We start from the raw sequence: 19907 nt of genomic DNA on the forward strand, positions 1-19907 counted from the left end.
CTACACCTTCAATTCATTTCGAAGTACTTTCACTGGTTTGATTAAACCATCTTTTCTTGGATGAACGCCATAAATAGCGACGGCTTGGTTTTGATAATAAAAAACGACTTTATCTTGTTCGTCTGATAGATAGAGCGCTCGTTCAAGAAGGGAGCCATTTTTAACTTTATCATACAAATCTTTTGTTAACTCAATATGTGGAAAATCTCCCAAAGCTCTTTCTAATGGCTGTAATCTCTCACCTATTTTACCAGATTCTGCCAATTCTTCAATTTGACTTAGTGTTAAAGCTTCTGTTCGGTCAAACCCACTGCTTGCTTCCCTTGTCAATTGTGACATATGAGAAGGGAAACCGAGCAGCTTTCCTGCATCAACAGCTAGTGTTCTCACATAGGTCCCTTTGCTACAAACGACTCGGAATGGAAAGCTAGCTGTTTCTTTTTCTTTATTCCATATTAAAGGGCCTGTACGGGTAAATGAATCGATGGTGACTTTACGAGAAGGTCGTTCGACAGTTTCTCCTGCTCTTGCATAGTCATACAGTCGTCTTCCGTTCACCTTGACGGCAGAATACATAGGCGGGACTTGGGTAATCTCTCCTTGAAAGCTTTGTAACACCTGATCAATATCTTCTTCAGTTAAGTTGCTTGGTACGGGACGTTCTTCCACTCGCTCACCAGAAGCATCCTCGGTCGTTGTGGCAAAACCCAGAGTCACTTCGCCTATATATATTTTTTCGGACTCCATCATGTATTCAACTACTTTAGTCGCCCGACCAATGGCTACTGGCAGCACGCCATCCACCTCTGGATCGAGGGTTCCTGAATGCCCAATTTTTTTGGTTTTCAAAATTTTTCTAAGCTTAAAGACCACATCATGACTAGTCATTCCTACTTCTTTCCAAACTGGAAGCAAACCTTCCATATCACTCACTCCTTTAATGGTTATTGGATTTGTTATGTAAATAAAAGAAGAGAGAATCCATGTCTATTAAAACAAAGATTCCCTCTTTCTAATTTAAGACAATCGACACACTCGTTCTAAAATGACTTTAACTGTCTAGGTTTTGATCTTCATCTCTGATTTGATTCAATAACGTATCAATTCGGTTACCGTAAGCAATCGATTCGTCTCTTGCAAACGTTAACTCTGGTGTTTTATGAAGACTTAGGCGGCTACCCAATTCTTTACGAATAAGGCCAGTAGCTTTTTCAAGACCCAGTTGAGTGTCTTTTATAGCGTCTTTATCTTCGTCAAGCGTACTGTAATACACTTGAGCTTGTTGTAAGTCGCCGGTTACTTCCACTCCTGTAATGGTCACACCGTCTACACGGGGATCACGGACTCGCTTCATAATAATGTCTGATACTTCTTTTTGAATTTCTTGAGATACTCTACCTACTCTGTACTTAGGCATCGTATTCACCTGCCTTTTCTACATCGTTTATGTCTAGCTAATAGTTTATCAGAAAAGGGGGTCAAGCTTAAAGCCTGACACATTATCTCTTGATTTCAACCATTTCATACGCTTCAATGACGTCATCTTCTTCAAGGTCATTATAACCTTCAATAGTCAATCCACACTCATAGCCATTTCTAACTTCTTTTGCGTCATCTTTAAATCGTTTCAAGCTGGATAATTTGCCTTCATAACGAACCACACCGTTTCTAATAACACGGATAGAACTGCTTCGTCTAATAACTCCATCTGTCACAAAACAACCCGCAATGGTTCCTACTTTAGAAACAACAAAGGTTTCTCTAACTAAAGCTTGACCTGTTACTTGTTCTTCGTATTCAGGGTCCAGCATACCTGTCATCGCTGATTCGATTTCATCAATCGCATTATAAATGACTCGGTGCATACGGATGTCTACTTGTTCACGGTCCGCACTTTCTTTAGCTTGAATAGTCGGTCTAACGTTAAAGCCAATAATGATGGCAGAACTTGCGGAGGCAAGGGTAACGTCACTCTCGTTAATCGCTCCAACGCCCGTGTGGATGATGTTTACTCTAACGCCTTCTACTTCGATTTGTTGCAAGCTGGACGCTAAAGCTTCTACCGAACCTTGAACATCAGCTTTAATAATAACGTTCACTTCTTTTAATTCGCCCTCTTCAAGACTTTCAAATAAGTTTTCAAGGGTTACTTTATTCGTTACTTTACGTTGTGCATCTGTTGCGACAGCTGATCTTGATTCTCCAACTTGTCTAGATGTCTTCTCATCTTCAAAGACAACGAAACGATCTCCAGCATGCGGTGTTTCATTTAATCCGGTAATTTCTACTGGAGTAGATGGTCCGGCTTCTTTCGTTCTTCTTCCTTTATCATTCGTCATGGTTCTCACACGACCGTAAGTGTTACCCACTACAATCGGATCCCCTTGACGAAGGGTACCTTGTTGAACTAATAATGTTGCAATTGGTCCTTTAGCTTTATCTAATCTTGCTTCAATAACTGTCCCAAGCGCTAGGCGTTTTGGATCAGCTTTAAATTCTTCTACTTCAGATACCAATAGGATCATTTCAAGTAACTCATCCAAACCTTCTTTAAATAAGGCAGAGATAGGAACAAAGATTGTGTCTCCACCCCAATCTTCTGGAATGAGACCATATTCAGTTAATTCTTGCATGACTCTATCAGGGTTAGCATCTGGTTTATCTACTTTGTTCACTGCAACAATAATAGGCACGCCAGCTGCTTTAGCGTGATTAATGGCTTCAACTGTTTGTGGCATCACACCATCATCAGCTGCAACAACAATAATCGCGATATCTGTGATATCCGCTCCACGAGCACGCATCGTTGTAAATGCCGCGTGTCCAGGTGTATCAAGGAAAGTAATCATCTTGCCCGCTTCTTCTACTTGATAAGCACCAATATGCTGAGTGATACCGCCTGCTTCGCCTTCAGTCACTTTAGTCTGACGTAAAGAGTCTAGAAGCGTTGTTTTCCCGTGGTCTACGTGTCCCATAATCGTTACAGTAGGCGGACGAGTTGTCAAGTTTTCTTCTACTACTTCAGCTTCGAAGAACGTATCAAAGTCAGTTAAATCTACTTGTACTTTTTCTTCTGTCTCAATACCATAATCAGCTGCTAACAGTTCAATTGTATCTTTATCCAGTGACTGGTTTTGTGTTGCTGCTACTCCCATCATGAATAATTTCTTCACGATTTCAGCGGGTTCTCTATGCAACTTTTTAGCCAATTCCGCAACTGTCATGCCATCTGTATATTCCAATACTTTCGGTAATTCTCTTTCTTTACGTGGCGTTGCTGGAACTTGAGAGGGTTGGTGATTATTTCTCTTCCCTTTACGTCTTCTTGCTCCTGCTGGTCCTCCGTGAATACCTCTGTGTTGTCTTGAGTTACGTCTACGGTTGTTTTCTGCCGTCTGCATTTGCTGCTCATCTGTTGTACGTTTAGGGATAGCTGTTTCTTGAGGTGCTTGAGTTTTGCTCGCTTTTGGTTTTCTATTAGCCTGACTAGTTGGTTTTGTTTGATTGTTTTTTATTTTCGATTGTCCTTTACTGTTATGAGAAGGTTTCTCACTTGAATTTTGCTGATTGCTTTGTCTAGACTGAGTTGGTTTGTTCGGTCTATTTTGGGTGTCAGCTCCACCAGTTTGCTTGGGTTTATTCGTATTCGTTCTGTTTTGATTCGGTCTGTTAGTAGCAGGTTTTGATTGAGTCGGTCTACTTGTATTAGACTGACTATTCCCCTTACTGCTATCTTGATTATTATTCTGGGCTTTCGTATTCGTTTTTGTCTCCGCTTGAGCTGATTGTGCTGGTTTAGCATCCTTGGTCTGAGACACCTTATTTGAAGTGGAATCTGCTTTTGCAGTCATTGCTTGTTTCAAACGAGTGACATCATTTGCCTCCATTGAAGACATATGGCTGTTGTACGCTATTCCAAGATCTTTTGCAGTCTCCAACACTCTCTTACTCGATAGATTATTTTCTTTAGCGAATTCATAGACTCTCTTTTTGCTCATATAATCACCTTCCCGTTCATATTAGAGCAATTTTTGAAGGGATTGTACGAAGCCATTATCTGTAACGGCACATACTGTTCGGTCCTTCCCTAAAGCGTGTGAGAGCTCTTCTCTTGATAACTGATTGACTACAGGAACCTCATAATAAACACACTTATTCAAAAATTGCTTTGTTGCATTTTCGCTTGCATTGGAAGCTATAAACACTAATTTCGCTTTACCTGATCTAACCGATTGGAGAACTAAATCTTCTCCCGAAATTAAACGGCCTGCGCGTTGGGCTAATCCTATAAGATTCAGTATACGGTCTTTATTGTTCATTTTCAATTTCCAATCTCGCTTGTCTGTAGTCGATGTACTCAATCAGTTCATCATAGAAGCTATCTTCCACATTGGCATTCAAGGCTTGGTTGATAAGATTCTTGTTTTTAGCCTGTAGAACAAGAGCTGCATCTAAAGTGATATACGCCCCTCTTCCATTTTTCTTGCCGCTTGGGTCGATGGAAACTTCTCCTTCTTTGTTCCTAACGATCCGAACCATATCATTTTTAGGCTTCATTTCGCCAGAAGCTATACATTTTCTCATTGGCACTTTACGCTTCTGCATCATTTTCCCACCTTAATACTCTTTTCTTTATTACTTACCAAGATCTTCAGCGTTGTCGAATGTTGTTTCTTGGTTTTCTGGGTATGTTGATCGTTCTGTTTCTGAAAATGGCACATTGCCTTCGCCACCATCTGTTAGTGTTTCCTCTTCAACCGTTTCATTAAACGTGGCTTCTTCGATTTCTTCCATCGAAGCGTTATAGCCTCGTTCTTCATCAATGCCGTCTCTTTCTTCGGCAAATTCGATTAAGTCTTCAACGTCATCTGAATTAAATTGGCCTTCTTCAAAATCAGTCTCAATGACTGGCTCTCCTGGCTGATCATCCAGCTGGCTTTCGCTTTCAGCATAAACCGTCGCATCTTCTGCGTCAGTGACTTCAATATCATCGAGAGATTCTACTTCTACAGAATCGTCATCTTCAAACAGGCTTGATGACTCATTTGCTAATGAATCCACTTCAAGTTCTGCTTCTTCGTTACCTTCGTTCAAGGCAGTGAAAAAATCATCGTCTTGCAGTTCTTCTGCTTCATCTTCCAGAGCCTTCATATCAGATTCAGATTTGATATCGATTTTAAAGCCGGTTAATTTAGCGGCTAATCGAACGTTTTGTCCACGTTTACCTATGGCTAGAGATAATTGATAATCCGGAACCACAATGACACAAGAATGTTGGTTGGAATCAAACTGAACATCAATTACTTGGGCTGGATTAAGCGCATTTTTAATGTAGGTTGCTGGATCTTTATCCCACTCAACAATGTCCATATTCTCACCATTAAGTTCATTAACGATCGCCTGCACACGAGCCCCTTTTGGTCCAACACACGTCCCTACTGGGTCCACGTTCTCATCGTGTGACGAGACTGCCAGTTTAGAACGGTCTCCTGCTTCTCTGGCGATAGAGACGATTTCAACTGTTCCATCATAAATCTCTGGTACTTCTTGTTCGAATAGACGTTTAATTAAGTTAGGATGAGTCCGACTCACAAAGACTTGTGGGCCTTTAGTCGAATTCTCAACTTTACTGACGTAAACTTTAATTCTGTCATGAGTTTGGTATGTTTCATTTTCAATTTGATCACGTTTAGATAATACAGCTTCTACTTTCCCTAGATTAACATAGATAAATTTATTGTCTTGTCTTTCTACTGTACCCGTCATCAAATCATCTTCATAAGCAATATACTCATTGTATATATTTGATCGTTCTGCTTCTCTCATTCTCTGCATAATGACTTGTTTAGCCGTTTGAGCAGCGATGCGCCCGAAGTTTTTAGGTGTAACCTCATATTTAATTCGGTCACCCACTTCGTATGCTCTATTCTTTTCTCTCGCTTCAGCTAAACTCACTTCAAGTTGAGAATCATAAACATCTTCTACAACTTCTTTCACTTGAAAGACGGTGATGGTCCCTTTATTATCATCAAAAACAACTTCCACGTTTTGTGATGTTCCGTAATTACGCTTATAAGCAGAAACAAGAGCAGCTTCCAGTGCATCGATAACAATCTCTTTAGAGATTCCTTTTTCTTTTTCCAATGTATCAAGAGCGGCTGCTAATTCATTACTCATTTATTTACTCCCTTATTGTTTATTCGAACTAAAATTCAACTGCTAATCTGGCTTTAGCGATCATGTCGCGTTTAATTCGTATATCTTTTCTGCGGGTTTTGATTTTAATATCCAAAACCAATTCGTCCTCGGTCAGTTCTTTCAACGTTCCTTCATAGATACTCTCACCTTCGATTGCACCTTGAAGTCTAACATGAATGAAACTGCCCACAGCTTTTTCGAAATCCTTTTCTGTGACTAAAGGACGTTCGGCACCTGGAGAAGAGACTTCCAAATAATACGCATGAGGAATTGGATCCGGTTGTATGGCATCCAGCACTTCTTCTAAACGCTCACTGAATAGAGCACAATCGTCTAAATCCACGCCATCCTCTTTATCTATATACAAACGTAAAAACCAGTTTCTTCCCTCTTTTACATATTCTACTTCGACCAATTCGTAGCCTAGTTCGTCAGCAATAGGTTCTGATATTGCTCTTACTTTATCAACGGTACTCAATCAGTACACTCTCCTCTCTAGTAACAAGTCGCAGGGGGCTTTAGGCTGTGAAAAAGAGTGAGCGGATTCGCTCACTCTTTACACGGTCTATCCACTTGATTCGTCTACAAGTTTAACATATATCTACTGTTGTGGCAACTTTGAGCGCCATGACTCAAATATCAAACAAGGATAGTTGGTTTTCATCTGGCAAACCTTGTAACGCATTGTTTGTATCCAAATACTCCATGACAGTTTTAGATACTTTTCCTCTTCGTGCTAAATCTTCTTTTGAAAGGAATGGACTCTCTTTTCTCGCTTCAACGATTGAGCGAGCAGCGTTGCCACCAAGTGAAGGTACAGCTCTAAAAGGAGCGATTAGCGCATTGTCCTTGATCGTAAAATTTGTCGCATCAGATTCATAGAGGTCAACCATCTTAAATTCAAAACCTCGTTCAACCATCTCGTTAGCCAACTCAAGTACCGTCAAGACATTTTTCTCTTTTGTCGATGCATCCATGCCTTTATCAGTGATTTCTTTCATCTTCGCTTTCAAGGCGTCTTTCCCTTGGCACATGGCTTCTAAATCAAAGTCACTCGCTCTGACAGAGAAGTAAGCTGCATAATAGTAAAGAGGATAGTGAACCTTAAAGTAAGCAACCCGTAAAGCCATCAATACATATGCTGTTGCGTGAGCTTTAGGGAACATATACTTAATTTTTAGACACGAATCGATATACCATTCCGGTACATCCTGCTCTCTCATAATGGCTTGCCATTCATCTGGTATGCCTCGGCCTTTTCTAACGTGCTCCATAATCTTAAATGCTATATCATCATCTAAGCCCTTGTGTTGCAAATAAACCATGATGTCATCACGACACCCAATGACTTCTGCTAGTGGGATATCGTATTTACGAATTAACTCTTCCGCGTTCCCCAACCAAACATCCGTCCCGTGAGACAATCCAGAAATCTGGAGTAATTCTGCAAAAGTTGTCGGTTTCGTTTGTTCAAGCATCTGCCTTACAAAACGCGTTCCAAATTCGGGTACTCCAAGTGTCCCCGTTTTTGAAAAGATTTGCTCTTCTGTGACGCCAAGAATATCTGTCCCGCTGAATAATTTCATGACGCCAGGATCATTTGCAGGTATGTCCAGTGGATCAATCCCTGATAAATCTTGAAGCATACGGATCATTGTCGGATCATCATGTCCCAGTATATCGAGTTTCAACACATTGTCATGTATGGAATGGAAATCAAAGTGAGTAGTCTTCCACTGAGAGTCTTGGTCATCCGCCGGGTACTGAATGGGTGTAAAGTCATACACATCCATGTATTCAGGGATAACAATAATTCCTCCAGGGTGCTGCCCTGTCGTTCGTTTGACCCCAGTCAAGCCCTTAGACAAGCGATCGACTTCAGCGGCACGGTAATTGAGTTGTTTATCTCTTTCATACCCTTTGACGTATCCAAATGCCGTTCGGTCTGCAATGGTACCAATGGTGCCTGCACGGAAAACGTAGTCCTCACCGAACAATTCTTTTGTATAGTGGTGCGCTTTTGCTTGGTATTCTCCTGAGAAGTTTAAATCAATATCGGGAACTTTATCTCCTTTAAAGCCTAAGAATGTTTCAAATGGAATATCATGCCCATCTCGGTATAAAGAACTTGAACACTTAGGACAGTCTTTTTCGGGTAAATCAAAACCAGATCCGACTTCCCCTTCTGTAAAGAATTCAGAGAATTGACACTCTTTACAGCGGTAATGTGGAGGCATAGGATTCACTTCGGTAATACCAGTCATCGTAGCGACGAAGCTTGAACCTACCGATCCCCTCGACCCTACCAAGTAGCCATCTTCTATACTTTTGTGAACCAGTTTTTGGGAGATTAAATAAATAACAGCAAAGCCGTTCCCTATAATACTCGTCAATTCTTTTTCTAAACGAGCTTCTATAATCTCTGGTAATGGGTTCCCATATAAACGATGCGCTTCGTCATAACTCATCTTACGGATTTCTTCTTCTGCCCCATCCATATTTGGTGTGTATAAATCCTTTTTAACTGGTGAGATGCCGTCTTCGATACGGTCAACCAAGTCATTAGGGTTCGTTATAACCAATTCTTTAGCCTTCTCTTCACCTAAGAAAGCAAAGGAAGCCATCATCTCATCAGTCGTTCTGAAATGAAGTGGAGGGTTTTTGAATCTGGAATCGTGAGAATTTTGAGTTTCCAATAAGATGTCTCTATAGATAGCATCTTCCGGATTCAAATAGTGTACATTCCCTGTAGCAATCACTTTTTTATCCAACTCTTTTCCAAGTTGAATCATGTTGGTGATGATGTCTTCTAAGTCAGTTTCATTTCTTACTAGTTCACGATCAATTAAATTCTGGTAAGCTTCTTTTGGCTGAACTTCCAAATAGTCATAATAGCCAGCCACTTTCTTCGCTTCTTCATAGCCTTTTTGCATCATGGCTTCAAAAACTTCCCCTTTAGCACAACCAGAACCGACTAACAGACCCTCCCTGTGTTTTTCCAGGTAAGAACGAGGAATACGAGGCACACGGTAAAAGTAATCAACGAGTGAGCCAGAGATTAACTTGAATAAGTTTTTCAAGCCATCCTGCGTCTGTGCCCAAATTGTCACATGACTCGGTCTAGAGCGTTTATAAGAATCCCCTTGTCCCATAAAATTATTCAGTTGATTATGATACTCGATATTGTGTTCCTCTTTTGCTTTTTTAACAAAGATCCAAAGGAGATTACCAGTGGTTTGAGCGTCATAGATAGCTCTGTGGTGCTGCTCAAGATTAACCTTAAACCGTTTAGCCAAGGTATTTAAACGGTGACTTTTAAACGTTGGGTTAACAAATCGTGAGAACTCCAATGTATCAATAACAGGTAAATTGGATTGACCCAAGTCGTGCTTTTTATAGGCTGTATTCAAGAAGCCCATGTCAAAGGACGCATTGTGAGCGACTAATATCGTTCCTTCTGCAAATTCTTTAAAGGCTTTTAAAACCTCTTCCTCAGTCTTTGAACCTTTAACCATCTCATCTGTGATTCCTGTCAGTTGTACCGTGGTTTCAGACAAAGGGTGTCCAGGGTCAATAAACTCTTGGAATTCCTCAATCACATTTCCTTTGTGCATTTTCACTCCGGCTAACTCGATAATGTTGTCGTATATGGCAGACAATCCGGTCGTCTCCACGTCAAAGACGACATAAGTGGCGTCACCTAAATGGTCAGACGTTTCATTGTATGCAACGGGTACGCCATCATCCACTAAGTTCGCTTCGATACCGTAGATAATCTTAATGCCATGCTTCTCTCCAGCAGCATGTGCATCTGGGAAGGATTGGCCGACAGCGTGATCCGTTATAGCTACCGCTTTATGTCCCCATGAAGCAGCTAATTCAACTAAAGACGTTGCACTAGGAATGGCATCCATTTGACTCATGTTACTGTGGGCATGAAGTTCAACACGTTTTTCATCAGCCGGGTAAGAATCTTTTCGAGTCTCGTGAAAGGTTTGAGTAATGTCTTGAACGTTCATAACCAAGTCTCTCATGAAGTTATCTTCTTGAACGCTACCTCTCACTTTTAACCACATACCTGTCTTGAGTTGACTAAAGATCTCCTCATCTTGTTCATTATTTGAGAATCGTTTACAGGTAAATGAAGAGGTGTAGTCTGTGATTTTAAAGATGAGTAATTTTCTTCCTGAACGTAAATCTCTAATTTCAGTATCAAAAACGTATCCTTCTATGGTCACTCGACGTTCTTCTTCTATGATATCAATCATTTGCATCATCTCTTCACTTGAAGAGATTGGTCGGCCAATTTTTATAGGACCACTCGCTTTTTTAAAGCCTGGCTGTTCTTTTTTCTTTTCGGCCGACTCAACTAGCTTGGTGTACTCTTCTGCAAGTAATTGATCGTCTTCTTCTTTTTGAAGTTGAAATTCTTTAACTTTTTCTATGCTGGCTTGTGCATCAACCAAGGGTTTAATCACAAAACGTTCTGGGAACCCAGCTTTAACATACTGTTCAGTTATCTTCGGAAGGAAATCATTTTCGTATTTACCCAGGGTTAATTCCTGATCAATCATAAAGACATAATGATTTCCCTGAAGGACAGGGTAACCATCTTCAAAGGCCTTGTTGCAAATGGGGGAATCGACTCCACTTGTTTTACAAGCATAGTTCCAGTACTGTCTGACTTTTTCTTCTGTGACGACGGGGTCTGTCGTCACGATGGTTAAATCCACTGTGCAAATAGAGTGAAAGGCCTTTTGAATGGATCGTTTTAAATCCAAATACAAAGAAAAGGGCAATATATTAGGAAGAGATAATTCTATCTTCCATAATTTTTCGTTTTTATAAACTGTTACTGACTCAACTTCACCCTTATGTAACCACTCTTTATCTTCATCCGATGGGTGAAAATCACTTTGTTTGAGTAAGGTTTGAAATAATTCTGCTTTATTTAGACTCACGGGTTAATCCTTCTTTCTAGTTAGGCTTTAACAGGTGTGATCTGTTTAACTGATTCGTTCACAAATGTGAACGTCATCCACTTGTCTTGTTAATACAAAACACGAGCAACCATCATTATGGTGGTGGACTGACTTTCAGCCTTATACCGGCTCTTACTTTAATCATCATTTTCTTAACGTCAATGGCGTTAGAAAAATCACTTATAAAGTTGTCCTTTCACACTATAATGACGATTGGTCGTGTTATAATCTACCCTATTTTAATATAGGTGTTCACTACAAATCTACAAAGCTGTTTTTTTAATAGACGTTTAGCTATGAGAGCCTGTAAAAATTTCAATAGTTTGAAGAATATCATCTGCTTTCGTTTCGACTAATTCTCCTGTCTTACGAATGGACACTTCTACAATACCATCAGCGGCCTTTTTACCTACCGTAATGCGTACAGGTATACCTATTAATTCAGCATCCTTAAATTTAACACCAGGGCGCTCGTTTCTGTCATCAATAAGAACGTCAAACCCTTTTTGTTTGAAGTCTTCATATAAACGGTTGGCCAACTCCATTTGCTCTTCATTTTTAACTTGAACAGGAACAATGTGAATATCGAATGGCGCAACTGAACGCGGCCAGACTAAGCCTTTGTCATCTGCATATTGTTCTGTAATAGCAGACAGTAAACGGCTGACACCAATACCATAACTTCCCATAATGACTGGAATTTGTCTACCATTGTTATCAAGAACAGTGGCATTCATCGAATCACTGTAACGTGTTCCTAGCTTGAAAATGTGACCTATTTCAATCCCTTTAGTGAAACGGAGGTTACCTTTCCCGTCAGGAGAAGGGTCTCCTTCTTGAACCATACGAATATCTGAATAGTCTTCAACAGTAAAGTCCTTGCCTGGGTTAACATTGATGAAGTGCTTGCCTTCTTTATTCGCTCCTGTTACTGCGTTGACAACATCGTGGACTTGTAAATCGGCTACGACTTTCACCTCTTCTGAAAGGCCAATCGGTCCAACATAGCCAGGTGCTGTTTTAAATAAGGTGTTAATCTCCTCTTCTGTTGCTGGTTCAACACCTTCAGCAGATAGTGCCATTCTAAGTTTAACGTCATTGACTTCCTGGTCACCTCTAACAATAGCCAGTACAGGTGTTTCTTTATCAGCCATATACAAGACGCTTTTCAGCACTTGTTTTTTATCGACCTCTAAAAAGCTTGCGACTGCTTCAATCGTTGTTGTGTCTGGTGTATCCACTTCTTTACGGTCTAGTTGAACGCCGGTACGAGGTGATTTTTTATACAGACTTGAAGCCATTTCCAAGTTAGCAGCGTAATCACTTTCGTCAGAATAAACGACAATATCTTCACCTGAATCAGCTAAGGCCATAAATTCTACCGAGTCTTTACCACCCATCGCTCCTGCGTCCCCAATAATGGATCGGAAGTTCAAACCAAGACGTTTAAATGCCTTGTCATAGGCTTGAGCAATTTGATCATAAGATTCATCTAAACTCTCATAACTGTCGTGGAAGGTATAGGCATCTTTCATGATGAATTCTCTTCCGCGCATTAAACCAAAGCGAGGGCGTTTTTCATCACGGTATTTTGTTTGAAACTGATACAGCATTAATGGTAATTTTTTGTAAGACTTAATGTCTTCACTTATTAATTTCGCAAAGGTTTCTTCGTGAGTTGGACCAAGAATAAAGTCACGCTCGTGTCTATCTTGAAGTTTAACTAAGTCTTCGCCATAGGTTTCATAACGTCCAGACTCTTTCCATAAGTCGGCTGGAAGTAGAGCCGGAAGTAGCATTTCTGATCCATCGATGGCATCCATTTCTTCACGAATCACTTGTTTAACTTTCTCAAGCACTCTATTAGCTAATGGTAAATAAGAATAAATACCAGCTGAAATCTGGCGTATATATCCCGCTCTTAAAAGCAATTGATGACTGATTACCTCAGCATCACTTGGTACATCTCTTAAAGTTGGAGCAAATAATCTTGACTGTTTCATTATAAAATCCAGTCTCCTTTTATCGTTAATTTAAAAAAAGAATGTTCTAATATCATTCCATGTGACCAGTATCATCAAGATGAATAAGAACAAGACACCGATCAGTGTAATGTAGCCTTCTTTTTCCTGACTTAATGGTTTTTTACGTATGCCTTCAATGACATTTAATAATAATTTGCCGCCGTCAAGGGCTGGTATAGGAAGTAAGTTCATAATACCTAAGTTGACGCTCAATAAACCTATCCAACTGATCAGACCGACAACGCCTGTTTGGACAACTGCTTCAGTTGTTGCATAAATAGCAACTGGTCCACCTAATTGATCGACGCTAAAGCCTCCAGTGAAAAACGAACCTAATAATATTATGATTTGACTGATAATTGAGAACGTCTCAGAAAAGCCAGCTGTCAGTTTAGCTGATAAACTGTCATCAATAAAGACACCAATACCGATTCGACCAATCTCTGTCCCTTGCTCTTCAACGCTTGTAGGGGTGAGGGTCTCTTCTCGTCTTTCTCCTTCTTCTGTTTCAATCTCAAAAGCCATGGGTTCATTCGGGCTCTCTTGAATCGTCAAGACCATATCTGTCCATGTTTCAATTGGTTCATCATCTATTGATACGATTCTGTCCCCTTCAGATAGTCCAGCCTCTGCAGCGGGTGACTCCGCTTCAATGGTTCCGATAATCGGTTCGTTAGATATCACTCCACCTTGCATAAAGGCAAGTATCGTAAAAGCAACAATAGCCAGAACAAAGTTCATTAACGGACCGGCTACGTTTGTCAGCATGCGGTTACCTAAAGAGGCACTTTGAAACTGACGGTCTAAAGGTGCAATTTGAAGGAGTGTGCCGTCCTTTTCAACCAATAATGCATCACGGTTGACAGAATAGACTTTTTCTTCCGTTTCCAACCCGACGCGACCGGCAATAAAGAGTTCCGTATCGAAGTCAAATGATGTCACTTCCATTGGTACAGCATCCATGGTGTTCTGCTCTGGATCCAAGTTTATTTGGCTAACATGATCTTGTTCGTCAAGCGTCAGCTGAACGAACATGCCGGGTCTGATTTCTGGTTCTTCTTCAAAGCCAGCCATACGAACGTAACCACCAAGTGGCAATAATCGAACGGTATAGGTTGTCTCCCCTTTTCGGTGGTGGAACAACTTGGGCCCAAAACCAACCGAAAACTCTCTGACAAGTATTCCCGCGCGTTTAGCAAAGTAAAAATGACCAAACTCGTGGATAATAACGATAATGCCAAAAACAAGTATAAATGCTAATATATTTTGTATCATAAGTGTTCTCCTTCAGGTTAAATTATGCCCATAATGAAAAGGACGTTCAACACGAGCAGCATACTGTCGAACCGGTCAAGTATACCGCCGTGTCCAGGCAGTAAATGACCAGTGTCTTTTGTACCATACTCTCTTTTAATTTTAGACTCAATTAAGTCTCCTGTTTGTCCAATGACTGATAAACCTACCATGAATAAGAGTGATAAGATATAGGAGTCAAATAGCTGAAAGTAAAATAGATAGACTGCACTAATAATAGCTGAAAGTAATGTCCCACCGACAGAACCTTCAATGGTTTTATTTGGTGAGATAGACGGTGCCAGTTTCGTTTTCCCCATTCGTTTTCCTATCATATAAGCTCCCGTATCTGTTGACCAGATAACCAATAAAATTAAAATGAGAAACGACGGGCTGTACTCTCTAAGCGCTACAAAAGAATAAAAGCCAATACCACTATAGCCAAGCATGAGTAGTGTCGACCCTGCATCAGGAGTCGTGTAGGTTATGTTGGTGACAGTATAAAACAAAAGTAAGACTGTTACCGCCATTAGGACTCTCATTAAATCAAGTGGCAGGATGCTAAAAGATAACACCATTAAAGCGACACCGATCAAGGCGGCTATGGATGGAAATGATTTTAGTTTGGATTTTTTCATTTGTATAAATTCAACTACAGCCAAAACTGCCAAGAGTGCCATCGCAACTTCAAGCGGCCAAGAGCCAAACCAAATTAAAGGAATAAATAAAAGTAATGCAATAACTGATGTTACAATTCTAATTGCCATCGATCTTCCTCGGCTTTCTTGTCATAAATTATAATGCCCCATATCGCCGCTGTCTGTTCTTGTAACTCAGCAACGCTTCATCTAACACGTCTCCATTAAATTCTGGCCACAATAGTTCTGAAAAATAAAACTCACTGTAGGCATTTTGCCAAAGCAAGAAGTTGCTTAAGCGCTGTTCGCCACTGCTTCTAATGAGTAAGTCAACATCTTGATAATCACCAATCGAATGGGTCATTAAATGTTCTTCAAATAAGCGCTCATCTATGTCGTCTACAGACAATTCATTGGACGCCACTTTTTTGCACAACTCTTTCGTCGCCTCAAGAATTTCTGCACGACCACCGTAGTTAAATGCGAAGTTTAAGATCATGCCAGTATTATCCTTCGTTTGTTCCATCGCTTTGGAGATGGCTTTTTTTGTAGAAGTCGGTACTTTATCTTCAAAACCTATCATGTTCACTTTCACATTCTTTTCTTGAAGTTCTGGAACAAAGGTATCAAAGAAACGAATAGGCAGTTGCATGAGAAAATGGACTTCTTGCGGTGGCCTCTTCCAATTTTCTGTAGAAAATGCATAAAGGGTTAACACATCAATCCCACGCTCGCTTGCACGTCGCGTGACTCGTCTGACAGCTTCCATTCCCTCTTCATGTCCTACTTTTCTTGGTTGGCCTTGCTGTTCGGCCCATCGACCGTTCCCATCCATTATAATAGCTACATGGCTGGGTTTGTTTATATTATCTTGTTCTAACATATTATTCGGTGTACTTTCTACACCATGCCCTCCTAGTGTCAAGATACATCTCTCTCATTGTAGTAAAAATAAAGATAAATTACCACTTAAAAATGAAGATGCCCGATTGTCTTTTACAATCGTTCTGTTTCTTGGCAAGTATTTTTTTTGCTATACTATATGTACTATAAAGAAAAAAGATTAAAATTTTTTAAGGAGGAAACAGCATGAGACGATTAAGAAAGTATGTCATGAGCATTATCATTACAACGGTAGTGACAAAGTTAGTGAACAAGTATATTATTAATAAACTATAGTAAAAAATAAAAGGAGAGTCGCTCAGGCCCTTTAATGCAGTACAGTTATCGTACTCTTTAAAGGTTCCGATGCTTCTCTCCTTATTTTCATGTGTTAACTGTTAATGTAAGGCGGATTGATGCATGCTCGTTACACGTCTAAGATTTCTTTTTCCTTTTCATCTGACAGAACATCAATTGCTTTAACGCTAGCATCTGTCAACTTTTGAACTTCTTCTTCATAATGACGTTGCTCATCTTGAGTCAACTCGCCATCTTTTTCTGCCTTTTTCAATGAATCCATCGCATCACGACGAATATTGCGAACAGCGATTTTTGTATTTTCTGCTTCTTTACCAACTTGTTTAGCAATATTTTTTCTTGTTTCTTCAGTCAATGCTGGGACAATTAGACGGATGACGTTCCCATCGTTTGCCGGTGGGATGCCAATATCAGATTGGTTGATCGCTTTTTCGATATCAGCCAATGTATTTTTATCATAAGGTGTGATTAATAAGACTCGTGCTTCTGGTACAGAAATTTGAGCTAATTGATTTAACGGTGTTGGTGCACCGTAGTAGTCAATAGAGATACGATTAAGTAAAGTCGGGTTAGCACGACCGGCACGAATCCCACCTAATTCTCTTACATAAGCTTGTTCTGCTTTTTTCATGCGTCCTTGAGTATCTTTTAAAATCTCTTTAGTCATCTTTTTTCCTCCTAACAGTTGTTCCAATGGTTTCACCCATTGCAACTCGTTTGATGTTTCCTTTTTGATTCAAGTTAAATACGACTAGTGGAATATCATTGTCCATGCTTAAAGATGAAGCCGTTGTATCCATCACTTGCAGTGATTTATTAATGATATCTAAATACGTTAATTCTTCGTATTTCACAGCATCTTTGTCAATGTTTGGATCTGATGAATACACACCATCGACGTTATTTTTTGCCATCATGATGACATCTGCTTGCATTTCAGCCGCACGCAATGCTGAGGTTGTATCTGTTGAAAAATATGGGCTCCCTGTTCCACCCGCGAATATAACGACTCTTCCTTTTTCAAGGTGTCGAATGGCTCTTCTTCTAATGTAAGGTTCAGCAACTTGACGCATTTCAATAGACGTTTGAACACGTGTGGGTACACCAATGTTTTCTAGTGAGTCCTGAAGAGCCAACGCATTCATGATGGTTGCGATCATGCCCATATAGTCTGCCTGGGATCGTTCCATACCCATTTCAGCACCTACATGACCTCTCCAAATATTTCCTCCGCCTACGACAATCGCTATTTCAACGCCCAATTCGTGTACTTCTTTAATTTCCTGACAAATCTCAGCGATTGTTGGGGGTTCAATACCAAACCCTTTTTCTCCTGCAAGTGCTTCGCCACTTAATTTCAGTACGATACGTTTGTACTTCGGTTCATCCATAAAATCTTTCCCTCCATCATTCATCACTCATTATTCTAACATAATTGAGCATACAGGTCATTAAAAAATACAGTCCTATTAGTGTATTCTCATATTCTCACTATAACTAGACACTTTTCCCAATCACTTGTGTCACATGGTAAGCGAATATGCTCTCTATTCTCTCTTATATAAAGACAACAACACAAAAAAACAATGAAGACTATCCATAAAGGATAGCTCCATTGTTTTAAACATTATTTGTTTTTTAATTGGCTTTGAACTTCTGCTGCAAAGTCTTCTGAACGTTTTTCAATTCCTTCGCCAACTTCATAGCGGATGAATGATTTAATTGATGCGTTGTTTTCTTTCAAGTACTGTCCAACAGTCTTGTCAGAATCTTTAACGAATGGTTGGTCTACAAGGCTAACTTCAGCTAACCATTTGTTTAGACGACCTTGAACCATTTTTTCAACAATGTTTTCAGGTTTGCCTTCGTTTTTAGCTTGCTCTTTCAAAATGTTTAACTCATGGTCTCTTGTTTCTTGAGGAACATCGTCACGAGTAATGTATTTTGGATTGATTGCTGCGATGTGCATCGCAACGTCACGAGCAACAGAAACGTCGGAACCTTCAACGTGAGTTAATACAGCGATACGGCCACCCATGTGTTCGTAATCTCCGAATACTTCACCTTCAGTTTTTTCTAGAACTGCAAAACGACGAAGAGTAATTTTTTCACCAATCGTTGTCGTTGCTTCTGTAATAACTGAAGACATAGAGTCTCCACCCATATCTAATTCAAGAGCGTCTTCAACAGATGCTGGTTTGTTGTCAGCAACAGTTTTAGTAATGTCTTTAACTAGATTTTGGAATTTTTCGTTTTTAGAAACGAAGTCTGTTTCAGAGTTAATTTCAGCGATAGCTGCAATATTACCTTCAGTATAAACGTTTGCTAAACCTTCAGCTGCAATACGATCTGCTTTCTTAGCTGCTTTAGAAACGCCTTTTTCTCTTAGGTAGTCAATAGCTGCGTCCATGTCACCGTTTGTTTCAACAAGTGCTTTTTTCGCATCCATCATGCCTACGCCTGTTTTATCACGTAATTCTTTAACTTGAGCTGCTTTAATATTTGCCACTAGTTTGTTCCTCCTAAGTCTTAGTAGAATGTTTTACTATTCGTTCAGGCTGAGTGAATTACTCGTTGTTGCCTTCTACAACTTCAACGATTTCTTCTAGAGAATCAGATTTAGCTTCTTCTTCAAAGCCTTCTTCTCCTTGGTTACCTTCGATAATAGCATCTGCCATTGTTTTAGTTAATAGTTTAACAGCACGAATCGCATCGTCGTTTGAAGGGATAATAACGTCCACTTCATCTGGATCACAGTTCGTATCTACCATAGCTACGATAGGAATGTTTAATTTACGAGCTTCTTGGATTGCAATGTGCTCTTTTCTTGGGTCAACAACGAATAGTGCATCTGGTTTACGAGGCATATCTTTGATTCCACCAAGGAATTTTTCTAGGCGATCGCGTTCTTTGATTAAGATACCGACTTCTTTCTTCGGTAAGACATCAAATGTTCCGTCTTCTTCCATTCTCTCTAATTGTTTCAAACGAGAGATACGTTTTTGGATCGTGTCCCAGTTAGTTAACGTTCCACCCAACCAACGGTGGTTGATGTAGTAAGCGCCAGCTCTTATAGCTTCTTCTTTAATTGCATCTTGTGCTTGTTTTTTAGTTCCTACAAAAAGAACAACGCCGCCATCTTCAGCGATGTCACGTACATAGTTGTATGCTTGATCGATTAACTTAACAGTTTTCTGTAAGTCAATGATGTAGATACCGTTTCTTTCTGTAAAGATATAAGGTTTCATTTTAGGGTTCCAGCGTCTTGTCTGGTGACCAAAATGTACCCCTGACTCTAGTAATTGCTTCATTGATACTACTGCCATTGTCTATTCCTCCAATATGGTTTTTTTATTTTCCCTCCCCTAGCTTCAACTGCAAGGACACTCCATGGCATCGGAGCACCATCCTGTACATCAACTAAGGTGTGAAATAAGTGCTTTTTGCACCGTTGATAATTATACCACATATGGCTTTGCAATGACAAGGCCCCTCAGGTATTATACTCATTAATTTTAAAAATGTTGAACGTTCCTCATAAAGATAAAGTAATTTTTTACGAGGAATAAGTA

General features: G+C 40.0%; 15 protein-coding genes and 1 pseudogene. All 16 read right to left on the bottom strand.

The genetic code is table 11. The features are described from left to right. Entirely contained in the window at window positions 1-924 is a 924-nt protein-coding gene (truB, locus tag C3945_RS01440) for a tRNA pseudouridine(55) synthase TruB (RefSeq protein WP_161877907.1), read from the bottom strand. 127 nt (window positions 925-1051) lie between these two features. Then, the gene (rbfA, locus tag C3945_RS01445) at window positions 1052-1417 is read right to left on the bottom strand and encodes a 30S ribosome-binding factor RbfA (protein ID WP_161877908.1); all 366 of its coding nucleotides are present in this window, start codon (window positions 1415-1417) and stop codon (window positions 1052-1054) included. A gap of 82 nt (window positions 1418-1499) precedes the next feature. Next, complete coding sequence (gene infB / locus C3945_RS01450; RefSeq protein ID WP_161877909.1) at window positions 1500-3998, bottom strand: translation initiation factor IF-2; 2499 nt, start codon at window positions 3996-3998, stop codon at window positions 1500-1502. Between the two features lie 21 nt (window positions 3999-4019). Further along, complete coding sequence (locus C3945_RS01455) at window positions 4020-4319, bottom strand: YlxQ-related RNA-binding protein (protein ID WP_161877987.1); 300 nt, start codon at window positions 4317-4319, stop codon at window positions 4020-4022. After that, window positions 4309-4605: an RNase P modulator RnpM gene (gene rnpM / locus C3945_RS01460; protein ID WP_272928071.1), complete on the bottom strand. Its 297-nt coding sequence runs from the start codon at window positions 4603-4605 to the stop codon at window positions 4309-4311. Before rnpM ends, C3945_RS01455 begins: the two co-directional genes overlap by 11 nt. A 539-nt stretch (window positions 4606-5144) precedes the next feature. After that, a pseudogene (gene nusA / locus C3945_RS01465) lies at window positions 5145-6177 on the bottom strand (transcription termination factor NusA); the annotation flags it as partial. 28 nt (window positions 6178-6205) lie between these two features. Then, on the bottom strand, window positions 6206-6676 hold the full coding sequence (gene rimP, locus C3945_RS01470) for a ribosome maturation factor RimP (RefSeq protein ID WP_161877912.1): 471 nt from the start codon (window positions 6674-6676) through the stop codon (window positions 6206-6208). A 154-nt stretch (window positions 6677-6830) separates the two neighbouring features. Further along, window positions 6831-11159: a PolC-type DNA polymerase III gene (locus tag C3945_RS01475; protein WP_161877913.1), complete on the bottom strand. Its 4329-nt coding sequence runs from the start codon at window positions 11157-11159 to the stop codon at window positions 6831-6833. A 311-nt stretch (window positions 11160-11470) separates the two neighbouring features. Then, window positions 11471-13183, bottom strand: a complete 1713-nt coding sequence (locus tag C3945_RS01480; protein WP_161877914.1) for a proline--tRNA ligase — start codon at window positions 13181-13183, stop codon at window positions 11471-11473. A gap of 30 nt (window positions 13184-13213) precedes the next feature. Beyond that, complete coding sequence (rseP, locus tag C3945_RS01485; protein WP_337249266.1) at window positions 13214-14476, bottom strand: RIP metalloprotease RseP; 1263 nt, start codon at window positions 14474-14476, stop codon at window positions 13214-13216. 20 nt (window positions 14477-14496) lie between these two features. Further along, on the bottom strand, window positions 14497-15264 hold the full coding sequence (locus C3945_RS01490) for a phosphatidate cytidylyltransferase (RefSeq protein ID WP_161877916.1): 768 nt from the start codon (window positions 15262-15264) through the stop codon (window positions 14497-14499). Between the two features lie 28 nt (window positions 15265-15292). Beyond that, window positions 15293-16060, bottom strand: coding sequence for an isoprenyl transferase (locus tag C3945_RS01495; protein ID WP_237585441.1), 768 nt, complete (start codon window positions 16058-16060; stop codon window positions 15293-15295). Window positions 16061-16444: 384 nt separating this feature from the next. Continuing rightward, on the bottom strand, window positions 16445-17002 hold the full coding sequence (frr, locus tag C3945_RS01500; RefSeq protein ID WP_161877917.1) for a ribosome recycling factor: 558 nt from the start codon (window positions 17000-17002) through the stop codon (window positions 16445-16447). Beyond that, complete coding sequence (pyrH, locus tag C3945_RS01505; protein WP_161877918.1) at window positions 16995-17726, bottom strand: UMP kinase; 732 nt, start codon at window positions 17724-17726, stop codon at window positions 16995-16997. The genes frr and pyrH overlap by 8 nt, the downstream gene beginning before the upstream one ends. Window positions 17727-17962: 236 nt before the next feature. Further along, entirely contained in the window at window positions 17963-18844 is an 882-nt protein-coding gene (tsf, locus tag C3945_RS01510) for a translation elongation factor Ts (protein WP_161877919.1), read from the bottom strand. Between the two features lie 58 nt (window positions 18845-18902). After that, window positions 18903-19661 (bottom strand): 30S ribosomal protein S2, encoded by a 759-nt coding sequence (rpsB, locus tag C3945_RS01515; RefSeq protein WP_161877920.1) that lies wholly within the window; start codon window positions 19659-19661, stop codon window positions 18903-18905. Between the last annotated feature and the right edge of the window lie 246 nt (window positions 19662-19907).

Origin of the sequence: Alkalibacterium sp. MB6 (genome assembly GCF_009935905.1) — a bacterium.
GTDB lineage: Bacteria > Bacillota > Bacilli > Lactobacillales > Carnobacteriaceae_A > Alkalibacterium.